The 12,465-nt window shown below is 53.9% G+C and carries 10 protein-coding genes and 1 tRNA gene; 4 read left to right on the top strand and 7 right to left on the bottom strand.

Annotated elements, in window-relative coordinates; translation table 11 throughout:
• Nucleotides 1–7: 7 nt before the first annotated feature.
• The 3 genes from acpS to motA form a co-directional block, all read right to left on the bottom strand.
• The gene (acpS, locus tag BLW59_RS02300) at nt 8–376 is read right to left on the bottom strand and encodes a holo-ACP synthase (RefSeq protein WP_029545231.1); all 369 of its coding nucleotides are present in this window, start codon (nt 374–376) and stop codon (nt 8–10) included.
• A gap of 89 nt (nt 377–465) precedes the next feature.
• Nucleotides 466–1,419, bottom strand: coding sequence for a flagellar motor protein MotB (locus BLW59_RS02295; protein ID WP_080706017.1), 954 nt, complete (start codon nt 1,417–1,419; stop codon nt 466–468).
• 4 nt (nt 1,420–1,423) lie between these two features.
• The gene (motA, locus tag BLW59_RS02290; protein ID WP_074695812.1) at nt 1,424–2,197 is read right to left on the bottom strand and encodes a flagellar motor stator protein MotA; all 774 of its coding nucleotides are present in this window, start codon (nt 2,195–2,197) and stop codon (nt 1,424–1,426) included.
• Between the two features lie 237 nt (nt 2,198–2,434).
• Between motA and BLW59_RS02285 the strand changes: the two genes are divergently transcribed.
• Nucleotides 2,435–3,322 carry a LysR family transcriptional regulator gene (locus BLW59_RS02285; protein WP_029545236.1) on the top strand — a complete coding sequence of 296 codons (888 nt, stop codon included), beginning with the start codon at nt 2,435–2,437 and terminating at the stop codon, nt 3,320–3,322.
• Between the two features lie 72 nt (nt 3,323–3,394).
• On the opposite strand, the gene BLW59_RS02280 is transcribed toward BLW59_RS02285, so the two are convergent.
• Nucleotides 3,395–4,735, bottom strand: a complete 1,341-nt coding sequence (locus tag BLW59_RS02280) for an anaerobic C4-dicarboxylate transporter (RefSeq protein ID WP_029545238.1) — start codon at nt 4,733–4,735, stop codon at nt 3,395–3,397.
• A 483-nt stretch (nt 4,736–5,218) separates the two neighbouring features.
• Between BLW59_RS02280 and BLW59_RS02275 the strand changes: the two genes are divergently transcribed.
• From BLW59_RS02275 to BLW59_RS02265, 3 genes are all read left to right on the top strand, one after another.
• Complete coding sequence (locus BLW59_RS02275) at nt 5,219–6,451, top strand: LL-diaminopimelate aminotransferase (RefSeq protein ID WP_074695810.1); 1,233 nt, start codon at nt 5,219–5,221, stop codon at nt 6,449–6,451.
• Between the two features lie 79 nt (nt 6,452–6,530).
• The gene (locus tag BLW59_RS02270) at nt 6,531–6,815 is read left to right on the top strand and encodes a hypothetical protein (protein ID WP_029545241.1); all 285 of its coding nucleotides are present in this window, start codon (nt 6,531–6,533) and stop codon (nt 6,813–6,815) included.
• Nucleotides 6,816–6,904: 89 nt separating this feature from the next.
• Nucleotides 6,905–6,981: transfer RNA gene (locus BLW59_RS02265), tRNA-Pro, on the top strand.
• Nucleotides 6,982–7,105: 124 nt separating this feature from the next.
• Here BLW59_RS02265 and BLW59_RS02260 read toward each other — a convergent pair.
• The 3 genes from BLW59_RS02260 to BLW59_RS02250 form a co-directional block, all read right to left on the bottom strand.
• A complete protein-coding gene (locus BLW59_RS02260; protein WP_074695808.1) occupies nt 7,106–7,516 on the bottom strand; it encodes a UPF0158 family protein in 411 nt (136 codons plus the stop codon).
• 5 nt (nt 7,517–7,521) lie between these two features.
• Complete coding sequence (locus BLW59_RS02255) at nt 7,522–8,073, bottom strand: phosphoribosyltransferase family protein (RefSeq protein ID WP_029545245.1); 552 nt, start codon at nt 8,071–8,073, stop codon at nt 7,522–7,524.
• 61 nt (nt 8,074–8,134) lie between these two features.
• A complete protein-coding gene (locus BLW59_RS02250; protein WP_074695806.1) occupies nt 8,135–12,400 on the bottom strand; it encodes a 2-hydroxyacyl-CoA dehydratase in 4,266 nt (1,421 codons plus the stop codon).
• Nucleotides 12,401–12,465: the final 65 nt, after the last annotated feature.

Raw genomic sequence — 12,465 nt, 5'->3', positions numbered from 1 at the left:
TTATGATTTATTTTTCCATCACACACTGGGCAACAGCATAGTCCCTCGAGTGGCTCAAAGAGAGCCAGACAGACTTTACCCCCCGTTCCTCTGCCAGCTGCCCAAAATAGCCGCTGAGGGTCACCTGGGGACAGCCCAACTCATCAGGCAGGATTTCGATATCCAGCAGGGAGCCATGCCTGAGCCCTGTGCCAAAGGCCTTCAGCACAGCTTCTTTCCCCGCCCAGCGGGCACCATAGCTGGCATATCTGCCTGCTCCCCGCCCCTCGCAGTAAGCTTGTTCCTTTTCCGTATAGACCCGCTTGATGAAGGCGGGACTGGCCGCCTTTTCCACCCGGGTGATTTCAATGATGTCCGTGCCAATGCCAGCAATCAACTATTATTCCTCCGCTTAATCACAAATTAGGAGCCGACAGTACTTGCCGGCTCCTATAGTATACCATTTCAAGGTGAAATCTTGCACCATCAGTTTGCCAGAGCAGGAGGCAAATCTCCAGTATAGGCCTTGCCCGCCATGGTGGGACCGCCAGTGGCACCAGTGGCACCGCTGTCATCGGTGCTGCCAATGCTGCTGTCACCTGTGGTTCCCAGCGTGCTGCTAGCACCTGTAGAAGGAATATTGCCCGTTGCCTTGCTGGTGGGGGGACCGCCCGCAGCGCTCACGCTCTCATTAGGATTGAAGCGATAGTTCCGAGCGATGAAAACTTCCACCCGGCGATTCTGCTGCCTGCCCTCGTCCGTATCGTTGGAAGCAATAGGACGGTATTCGCTGTAGCCCACAGCGCTGAAGCGCTTGGGATTGAGCCTATTGTCCTGGGCGATGATGTACTTCATGAAATTCAGGGCACGACTGGAAGAAAGCTCCCAGTTGGAAGGAAACTGAGCCGTGTTGATGGGCACGTTGTCCGTATGACCGGAGATGACCACCCGCTCGGGAAGAGTAGCCAAAAGACCCGCTATCACAGGGGCAATCTTCTGGGACTCAGCCACCAGCTGGGCAGACCCCGAAGGAAACAACGCCCGCTCTTTGATCCTTATCATCAGACCATCTTCGGAAAGCTCTGTGGTTAGCTTATCTTTAAGATTGTTGGCCTCTATATATTCCTCCATCTGCCGCTGCACTTCCTCCAGGCTCTGGTTTTCCTGGATATAGGCAGAGTTGCCCGCATCCTCATCACTTGGCATCTCAGCACGGCGCCCCGGATTCGGGCCCATGGCGTCAAAGAAGGAGGGGCCGCCGGAGTTGAAGGCTGCCGTGAAGGCCTGGGCCATCTGCTTGAGCTTCGTCTGGTCAGTCTGTGAGATAGCGAACAGCGCTATGAAAAGAGCCAGCAGCAGGGTCATCAGGTCAGAATAAGGCAGGAGCCAGGGCTCACCTTCATGTTCTTCGTGTGGCGGTTGATGTTTTTTCTTAGCCATCTAATCACTCCTTCTTCAACCCTTCGCGTTCGGACTGAGGAATGAATACCATCAGTTTCGCTTCAATAGCCGTAGGAGAATCACCGGCCTGCAGGGAAAGGATGCCTTCAATGATCATGCGCTTCTCGCTGACTTCTGCCTTGGACAGCAGCTTCAGCTTGTTGGCCATGGGCAGATAAACGACGTATGCGGTGAAGATACCGAGGATGGTTGCCACGAAAGCTGCTGCGATAGCGTGGCCCAGCTTGTTGATATCGTTCAGGTTGCCCAGTGCTGCGATAAGGCCGATAACGGCGCCAAGCACACCAAGGGTAGGCGCGTAAAGTCCTGCCTGCTCCAGCATGGCACGGCCTTCGGCGTGGCGTTCCTGCATGACAGCCAGTTCTGCATCAAGCACGTCGCTGACGAACTCCGGATCCATGCCGTCAATGACCATGCCCAGACCTGTCCGGAAGAAAGGGTCCTCGATTTCCTGCACCTTGCCCTCAAGGGCCAGGATGCCTTCACGGCGGGCAATCTGGGAAAGCTCGATGAACATGCTCAGAAGTTCCGCTTTCTCATGCAGGGCCGGCTTGAAGTAAACCATCTTGACAATCTTGGGCAGGGACTTGAGCTGCTTCATATTGAAGGCAGTGAACAAGCAGGAGAAGGTACCGCAGATAATGATCAGGAATGCCGCAGGGTTATTCAGTGAGCTGATGGGCGCACCCTTGATGATCATACCTACGAAGACGGAGATAAGACCGCCTATTGCGCCTATAACTGTTGATATTTCCAAGATAAAAGCCCCCCTAACCTTCTGTCGTTATTGAAGGAAAATCATCTAAGCTATAACGTGCTTACGCTTACTTGTATAATTCCTTGCAAAGGGCAAAAATCCTACCAGAGGAGAGGAAAAAAATTTTTTTACGGAGCAACAATAATTTTTTATTATTATATCATTTATGTGTGTAAAGTATGATATAATAAATAAAAGATAAAGGAGATTTATGTCTACAAAGAAAGAAGCGATTGCATGGAACTCAGACAACTCGAATATTTCCAGATGGCCAGCCGTCTGCGGAATATCACCCGGGCTGCGGAAAGGCTGCGCGTCTCCCAGCCCAACATCACGGTCGCTATCAAGAAGCTGGAAGCAGAACTGGGCATCCAGCTTTTTGACCGGAGCCAGAAACAGCTGTCCCTGACCCCGGAGGGAGCCGTCTTCCTCAACCGTATCGAGCTTGCCCTGCGTAACATCCAGGACGCAGTGCTGGAGGTCAATGACTACAAGCAGCTGCAGAAAGGCACCATCAAGATTGGCATACCTCCCATGATGGGCGCCTACCTCTTTCCCAAGATTTTCTCCAGCTTCCAGAAACGCTACTCACATCTGGAAATCTTCCTGCATGAAGAAGCCTCCATGTCCATCCGGGAACAGCTGGAGCGGGACGAGCTGGACTTCGGCATCATCATCATCTCCGGTGCCTCCCAGAGCCTCCAGCTCCTGCCCATGTCCCGGAACCAGATTGTCTGTTGCGTACCGGAAACCAGTCCTCTGGCCCAGAAAAAAGCCATCAGCCTCCAGGATGTAGCAGACTCCAGCATGGTCATGCTGAAAGAGGGCAGTTTCCTCAGACAGCTCATCCTGGGCAAACTTGAAGATGCAGGCGTCAAGCCCAACATCGTCCTGGAGTCCAACCAGGTAGGAACTCTCAAAGGTCTGGTAGCCTCCGGCGTGGGTCTTGCTTTCCTGCTGGACATGGTGGTGGAAGGCACGCCGGGCGTGAAGGTCATCCCCCTGGCCGAGCCCCTCTTCGTGGATGTGGGCCTGGCCTGGAAAAAAGACCGCTACATTTCCAAGGCCGCCCAGTCTTTCATCGATTTCTGCAAAGAAATCCTCAAACAGAAAAACGACGACTGATTTTCCAACCTAAAAAGCTCCACAAGCTGCTTTGCAGACTGTGGAGCTTTTCTCATGCTATTTTCTTACTTATTAGTAGAGAAGATGTGCCATGACATAACCGACGCAGCAGCCGGAGCCGACACCGATAAGGCCAGGAATCATGAAGCTGTGGTTCAGGATGTACTTGCCAATGCGGGTAGTGCCGGAACGGTCAAAGCCGATGCAGGCCAGGTCGGAAGGATAGGTGGGCAGGAAGAAATAGCCGTAGCAGGCGGAAATGAAGGACAGCACAAGGACGGGATCCATGCCAACATTCAAGGCCATGGGTACCACGATGGCGATAGCTGCGCCCTGGGAGTTCACCAGCTTGGAGGTGAGGAAGGCCAGCACGGCGTAAGCCCAAGGATAATTCTGCACTGCGTTGCCCAGGAATTCCTTCAGGAAAGCCATGTGATGAGCAAAGAAAGTATCTGCCATCCAGGCAACGCCGTAAACGGAAACCAGAGCAACCACGCCGGAGCGGAACACCTGGCTGTTGCCTACATCCTTAGCCTTGACCTTGCAGGTCACGAGGATTGTAGCTGCCACAAAGAGCATGACCATCTGGATGACCTGCACCATGGAAACAGGCTTCATAACGCCCTTGGCATCCGGGAAGTGCGGCAGCAGGGAGCTGACGTTGCCTAGAATGGCAATGACCACGATGCCTGCCAGGAAGATATACATGGCACGATAATACTCAGTGGGCAGTTCCTTGTCCAGCAGGCTCTCCGTATCGCCGTACACGTAAGCCTTGTTCTCAGGATCCTTGATGAATTCCTGGAAGCGCTCATCGTCAGCCAGTTCCTTGCCGCGACGATAGCTCCAGAGAGCTGCGAAGAACACGCCCAGGCCGGTAGCAGGCACGGAAACCATCAGCACCTGCAGCAGGGAGAATTCACTGCCTGCCCCTGCCAGGAAAGCCACGATAGAAACCACGGCCACAGAAGCAGGAGAAGCGCAGATACCCATCTGGGAAGCCACGGAAGCAACTGCCATGGGACGTTCCGGACGGATGTTCTGCTTGATAGCCACATCATAGATGATGGGGAACAAGGTGTAGACCGCATGGCCCGTACCACAGAGGATGGTAAGGAACCAGGTGGTCATGGGTGCCAGGATGGTGACGTACTTGGGATGGCCGCGCAGGAGTTTTTCTGCATACTTCAGCATGACCGTCAAGCCGCCGGAAGTCTGGAGGAAACCCGCGCAAGTAACCACCGCCATGATGATGAGCATGACATCCACAGGCGGTTTGCCCGGCTTATAACCGAACACGAAAGTAAAGATGACCAGACCGATGCCACTGATGACTGCCAGGCCGATGCCGCCGTGACGGACGCCGACCACCAAACATGTCAGCAGTACAATAAAACCGAGTAGCATTTCCATAAACTTTCTCTCCCCTTTTTCTAGAAGCTACACATAGATAAGATTCCTTGCCCTGCTATTTCGCCATGAGAAAATGCATTTCCTCTTTTCCTGAAAAAATATTTTATCTTTTCATAAGAATCATAATAAATAATCATAGCAGGACAGGACACACATAAATCCCTTGGGTATTATAACGCCCTTGTTCAGATTTCGCCGAAAGGCAAAATATTCCCACTAGCGTTTCAATAGCCCAGAAGATATTTCCCCCAATATCTCCTAGGCTATTATACACCCATGATTATGAAAAAGTAAATAATACTTATAGGAAAATCTTACAGCATAATTATGATTTATCTTATGTTAATTGCAGCTAATTATAGCTATAATATTTTCATAATAGGGTCTTGCAAAGATATAACCTTATGTTATAATAACCTCAAAAGTTCATTGAGATTCATTATCTTATTTTCCTTTTTCTTTCTATTTTCTTAGGAGGCATTTATGGCAACCATCAATGACAATTACCTGAAATTGCCCGGCAGCTACCTCTTTGCCGAGATTGGCAGGAGAGTGGCAGCTTATAAAGAAGCCCATCCCCAGGCAGACATCATCCGCCTGGGCATTGGCGACGTGACCCAGCCCCTGCCCCCCGCCTGCATCGAGGCCATGCACAAGGCAGTAGATGAGCTTGCCAAAGCAGAGACCTTCAGAGGCTACGGCCCTGAGCAGGGCTACAGCTTCCTGACGGAAGCTATCCTCAAGAACAACTATGAGCCCTACGGCCTGCACTTCGGCACCGATGAGATCTTCGTCAGCGACGGCTCCAAGAGCGACTGCGGCAATATCCAGGAAATCTTCGGCCTGACGGACAAAGTTGCCATTACAGACCCGGTTTACCCTGTTTACCTTGACACCAACGTCATGGCCGGACGCACAGGCGAACTTCAGGAAGACGGCCATTTTGAGGGCGTCACCTACCTGCCCTGCACCGCAGAGAACAACTTTGCCCCGGAGCTGCCTCAAGAACACGTGGACATGATCTACCTCTGCTGCCCCAACAACCCTACTGGCACCACCCTCTCCCATGCCGAACTGAAAAAATGGGTGGACTACGCTAAAAAAGAAGATGCCGTAATCCTCTTTGATGCCGCCTATGCCGCCTACATCACGGAAGACGATGTGCCCCGCACCATCTATGAGATCGGGGGAGCCACGGAAGTTGCCATTGAGTTCCGCTCCTTCTCCAAGACCGCTGGCTTCACGGGCACCCGCTGCGGCTACACCATCATCCCCAAGGGTGTCACCGGCAAAGCCGCCGACGGCAGCCGGGTGGATTTCAACCGCCTCTGGAACCGCCGCCACACCACCAAGTTCAACGGCACCGCCTACATCGTCCAGCGGGGTGCTGCCGCCATCTACACGGAGGAAGGCAAGGCCCAGGTAAAGGAAACCATCGCCTACTACATGGAAAATGCCCGCCTGATCCGCGAAGGACTCAAGGCCGCAGGCATCGAGGCCTACGGCGGCATCAACGCTCCCTACATCTGGCTCAAGACGCCGAACAACATGCCCTCCTGGGACTTCTTCGACAAGCTCCTGACCGAAGTCAACATCGTGGGCACCCCCGGCGCCGGCTTCGGCCCCTGCGGCGAAGGCTACTTCCGCCTTACCGCCTTCGGCGGCAGGGAGAATACCCTGAGAGCCGTAGAACGCATCAAGAAAATGAAAATCTAAAAGAAGGAAACACTTATTCCCATGTAGAATGTAATAGTATATGATTCGCATATATTCTACACCAGGGAGGAACAGCATTATGAAGAAGAACATGAAGCTCTTTATTGTGCTCAAGGTAGAGTATGGCGCAGGCGAGGAGAACGCCTTCTCTGAGATCCTGCAAGTCACCTCCAGCAAGAGCACAGCCGAGACCTTCAAAGCCCACTATGAGGAGCAGTTCGAAGAGCAAATACACCCCAAGAACGGGAAAAAATGGGTTTCCATCCACATGCACCAGACCCTCATCCAAATAGACGATGAAATCATCGCCCCGGAATGGTTCATCCGGTTCCTGGATGGCAAGACTTTAAAGGATCATTTCTAGGATCTTCTGCCCTTTCCTGAACTCCTGAAAACTTTTTTCAAATAATGCTTGCTTTTCTTTCCAAGGTAATGTATACTATTATTCGTTGTCGGGATGTGGCACAGTTTGGTAGCGCGCATCGTTCGGGACGATGAGGCCGCAGGTTCGAATCCTGTCATCCCGACCATTCTTGAGAGTTCGGAGGACGCGAAAGCGTCCTCTTTTTGTATTTCAACTTATTTCCACACAAAAAGAAGCTGTGAAAAGGTATGCAGAGGACATACTTTCTCACAGCTTCTTGTGGTATAGCATCATTCTTTATAGGCCAAATCGTTTTCCTGGCAGAACTCCCTGGCGGCTTCCAGCATGGACTGCCGGAAATGCTCTTCCCAGGCCTTCTGCAACAGCAGTCGCTTGACCTGATGGCGGAACCTGGTGGAGGCGCCAGCACCCTGCAGAGCTTCCTGCAGGCGTTCGCGGACCCCCTCACGGGCATTTTCTGCAAAGGAGAGCATGAATTCCCGCTCCCGCTCGTCAAGGAGGTTCGGCAAGGGCAGATAATGCTCCCAGTCTTCCTCTATCTCGAAGACGTGAGCTTCCGCCTCGGCTTCATCCATATCGTCCCGCAAAAGGATTACCTCTCCTTTTTCAAGGTCGACATAGCCCTGCCTCACATCAGACTGCTCTAATGCTCTGGCCAGTTCGTGCAGATTTATTTCCATAGATCTTACTCTGCATCGAAGAGGGGCAGAGCCTCAAGGAAGATAATGTCGTCACGCTTGGAGGCATCACCCTCAGCCAGCACGCAGGCTTCGCCGATAACGGTGCCGCCCACCTTGTCCACCAGATTCGTCAGAGCCTTCATGGAACCGCCGGTGCTGATGACATCATCCAGCAGCAGCACCTTCCTGCCCTTGATGCGCTCGATATCAGCATCCATCAGGCAGAGCATCTGCTTGCCCTTGGTGGTGATGGAAACATCGTCCACCCAGACAGGATTTTCCATATAGGCCTTGATAGACTTGCGGGCCACCACGAAATAAGGCATGCCCATTTCCTTGGCCAGCTGGGCTGCCAGGGGAATGCCCTTGGTCTCAGCAGTCAGGATGATCTCCGTATCAGCAGGCACCTTCTTGGCCAGCTCCCTGGCACAGGCATCCACCAGTTCCACATCTCCCAGCATGATGAAGCCGGCAATGGCCAGCTTGTCAGTGACGTTGAGGATGGAAAGCCTTCTCTTTACCCCTGCCACTTCTAAATCATAGAATCTATTTGCCATATTGCACCTCTCACTTTATCGCAACTTATTTTGCAACAAGATTGTATTGTAGCACTTCCACTTAATTTTTGCCAGTGGCAAAATGGCTTTCTGTGCTTTTTTCCTTCTTGGGCCCTCTTTCTTTGGCCACAGACAGCATGAGCTTGATGCGGTTCAGCTGGTTGACCTCGGAGGAACCTGCATCGCAGTCGATGGCAGTGAGGTTGGCCCCCGGGTAGCTGGCCCTGAGCTCATGGAGCACGCCCTTGCCCGTGATATGGTTGGGCAGGCAGCCGAAGGGCTGCAGGCAGATGACGTTGGGAACCCCTTCATCAATGAGCTTCACCATCTCGCCGGTGAGGAACCAGCCCTCCCCTGCCATATTGCCCAGGGACACATGGCGGGAAGCCAGCCTGGCTGTCTCGTAGATGGAGCGTGGTGCCAGGAAATGCCGGCTCTGCTCCAACGCCTTCTTCATGGGATGGCGGAAGAACTCCAGGAGACGGATGAACATCTTGCTGAAGACCTGCTCCTTGTAAGAGCCTGACAGCAGCTTACGCTTGGCAATGGCATCGTAGGCGGTATAGAGGAAGAAGTCCACGAAGTCCGGCATGACCACCTCGGCTCCTTCGTCCATGAGGACTTGCTCAAGATGATTGTTGGCCACGGGATGGTATTTCACCAGGATCTCCCCTACCACGCCCACCTTGGGCTTCCAAAGCTCCTCATCAATGGGCAGATGGTCAAAATCCCTGACCAGCGCCTTCATGTTCTTCCGATACTTCCACCAGCTGCCGTGCCGGATCTCTTCCTTGGCCCGCTCCAGCCACTTGTTATACAGGGCCTTGGTGCTGCCAGCGGTGAGTTCGTAGGGCATCATGCGGTTCTTCACATTCATCAGGGCATCGCCGTAAACGGCGGCCTTTATGACATCCACCAGCATCTCCCGGGTCAGCTTGAAGTCGTCAGTCTCATCCGGCAGTCCCATGCAGGCAAAGACAGGTACCTGGGGGAACCCGGCGTATTTCAGCGCCTCGCGCAGCACGCCGATGTAGTTGGTGGCGCGGCAGGCACCGCAGGTCTGGAACAGCACGATGCTGGTGTGGTCAGAGTCGCAGAGCCCGTCCTTCAGGGCCGAAATCAGCTGCCCGATGACCACGATGGCCGGGTAGCACATGTCGTTGTTCACATACCTGAGGCCCACATCCGTGGTCTGCCTGTTGGGCATGGGCGGAATCATCACATTGTAGCCATACTTCCGCAGGGCTGTCTTGATGAGCTCGAAATGGATAGGCGCCATCTGGGGTGCCAGGATAGTATGGGTAGCCTTGCAGTCTGCCGTGAAATGCGGCCTCTCGATGGGCTTCACCTCACGATAGGGCAGGGGCTTCCTGCGGGCCAGAGCCGCCATCAGGGAGCGCAGGCGGATGCGGGCCGCCCCCAGATTGGACACTTCGTCCAATTTGATCATGGTGTAGATGCGGTCATGGGCTTCCAGGATATCCTTGGTCTGCCCGGTAGTCAGGGCATCAAGGCCACAGCCGAAAGAACTCAGCTGGATCAGCGTGAGGTTCGGATGCTCTGCCACGAACTGGGCCGCCCGATAGAGACGGGCATGGTAGCTCCACTGGTTCACAATGCTGAGCTTCTGGGCCTTGATGGGCAGATGGCAGACCGCATCCTCGGAGAGGATAGGCAGTTTGTAGGACTGGATCATTTCGGCAATGCCGTGATTGATTTCCGGGTCAACATGATAGGGACGCCCCACCAGCACAATAGCCTGCTGGCCCGTTTTCTCAATATGCTCCAAAATGCTGGCACCAAAGGCCCGCACATCCTCGCGATACTTAGCAAGTTCCCTGTAGCCTGCCGCCACTGCCGTCTTGATTTCCTGCTTGCTGAGGCCCTCATGGCTGCCCAGCTCCTCATAAAGGCGCTGCACCATGCGCTTCTCATCGTCCAATGGCAGGAAGGGCTGAAGGAAATCTATCCCTTCCTCCTTCAGAATATCCATGTTGCCACGGATATTCTCCGCATAGGAAGCCACGATGGGACAGTTGAAGTGATTGTCCGACTGGCACTGGTCATCTGCCATATTGTAAGGCTCGCAGGGATAGAAAATCTTCTTGACTCCCTTTTCCACCAGATCCATGATATGGCCATGCACCAATTTGGCCGGGTAACAAAGGGAATCCGAAGGAATAGTGGCCATGCCCTTGTAGTACATCCTGGCGCTGGATTTGCCCGAGAGCACCACCTCATAGCCCAGCTCCGTGAAGAAAGTGAACCAGAAGGGATAGTCCTCATACATATTCAGCACCCGGGGCAGGCCGATGCGCCCCCGCTTCGCGCCTTCATTGGGCGCATAAGCCTTGAAGAGGCGGTCGTACTTGTAAGCATAGATATTTGGCACTTCATGTGTGGCCTTGCTGCCCCCGGCCCCCCGCTCACAGCGGTTGCCAGTGAAATACTTGCCCCCGTCCGGGAACTTCTGCATGGTCACCAGGCACTTGTTGCCGCAGCCCTGGCAGCGGTAAGAGCTGGTAGCTACGGTAAACTCTGCCAGTTCTTCCGAGGAAAGCAGCTGTGACTTCTCCTCGGGGCGTTCATCAGCCTCCAGAGCCAGGATAGCCGCACCATAGGCCCCCATGAGTCCCGCAATATCCGGACGGATAACCTCACGGTCAAGCAATTTCTCCATGCAGCGCAGCACAGCATCATTGTAGAAAGTGCCCCCCTGCACCACAATGTGGTCACCCAAGGTGGAGGTATCCTTCAGCTGCATGACCTTGAAGAGGGCATTCTTGATGACTGAGAAGGCAATGCCGGCGGAAATATCCGCCACCTCTGCCCCTTCCTTCTGGGCCTGCTTCACCTTGGAATTCATGAAGACAGTGCAGCGAGTACCCAGGTCTACAGGAGCCTTGGATTCAATAGCCCTCTCGGCAAACTCTGCCGCCGTCATGTGCAGGCCCTCGGCAAAGTTCTGGATAAAGGAGCCGCAGCCTGCCGAACAGGCTTCATTCAGGGTGATATTTCCGATATTGCCGTCCTTGACGAAGAAGCACTTCATATCCTGCCCGCCGATATCCAGCACGAAGGTGACTTCGGGGCAGAATTCCTGGGCCGCCCGCAAATGGGCGAAGGTCTCCACCTCGCCCCCGTCAGCGTGGACAGCGGCCTTCACGATGGCCTCGCCGTAACCGGTAGTCAGCACCCCTGCAATATAAGCACTTTCCGGCAGGGCCTTGTAAAGTTCCTTCAGCTCTCCTACCACTGTCTGGAGGGGAGAACCCTGATTGCTGCCGTAGGAAGTGTAGAGAATTTCCTTTTCCAGGCCAATGGCCGTGATCTTGGTGGTGGTGGAACCTGCGTCAATGCCCACGTAAACGGGACCGGCGTAGGAAGAAAGCTCTCCCCGCTTCACCTTGTCCCTGTCGTGGCGGGCCTTGAACTCCTTGTACTCGGCAGGAGTATCAAAGAGGGTGAAGTCTGCCTTGCGGGTCTCGGCAGCAGCTGCCTGGGCCGCGCCTTTGATGCAGGCGTCCAGTTTTTGGGTGTCAATGACCTGCGCCTCTTCGGAAAGAGCAGAGCCCATGGCCACGAAGTAGTTGCCATAGTCCACCTTTACCACATGGTCATCGTCCAGCTTCAAAGTCTCAATAAAGCGTTTCTTCAACTCCGGCAGGAAGTGCAGCGGCCCTCCCAGGAAAGCCACCTTGCCCGCAATGGGACGCCCCTGGGCCAGATTGCCGATGGTCTGGTTCACCACCGCCTGGAAGATGGAAAGAGCAATATCCGCCTTTTCCGCTCCGTCATTCATAAGGGCCTGGATGTCCGTCTTGGCAAAGACACCACAGCGGGAGGCAATGGTATAGATCTGCCTGCCCTTTTCTGCCAGAGCGTTCAGCCCCGGAGCATCCGTGGACAAAAGAGAAGCCATGTGGTCGATAAAAGACCCGGTGCCCCCTGCGCAGACGCCGTTCATGCGCTGCTCCGGCGCATCGCCGAAATAAGTGATCTTGGCATCCTCGCCGCCCAGCTCAACCACCGTATCGGTCTGGGGAATCAGCTCCTTCACTGCCGCAGCGCAGGCAATGACCTCCTGCACAAAGGGCAGGCCAATACGCTGGGCAATGCCCATGCCTGCAGAGCCCGTGAGAGCAAAGGAAAACTTCTTCTCCCCCACCACTTCCTTGAGGTGCGTGAGGTTTTCCTGCAAAGCATTGCCAATTTCTGAAAAGTGACGGGCATAGTTCTTGTAGAGTATCTTCTTTTCGTGGTCCATCACCACCAATTTGATGGTGGTAGAGCCCACATCAATGCCCACCTTCAGTATTGAGTCCATGTTTACACCACCTAGTATTACGGGAATTTCTTGTAGAACTTAGTTCTATAAAGCATGACTAAGAA

This window comes from Selenomonas sp. KH1T6, from assembly GCF_900108415.1.
Taxonomy (GTDB): domain Bacteria; phylum Bacillota; class Negativicutes; order Selenomonadales; family Selenomonadaceae; genus Selenomonas_B; species Selenomonas_B ruminantium_A.
This window is presented reverse-complemented; position numbering and strand designations above follow the sequence as displayed.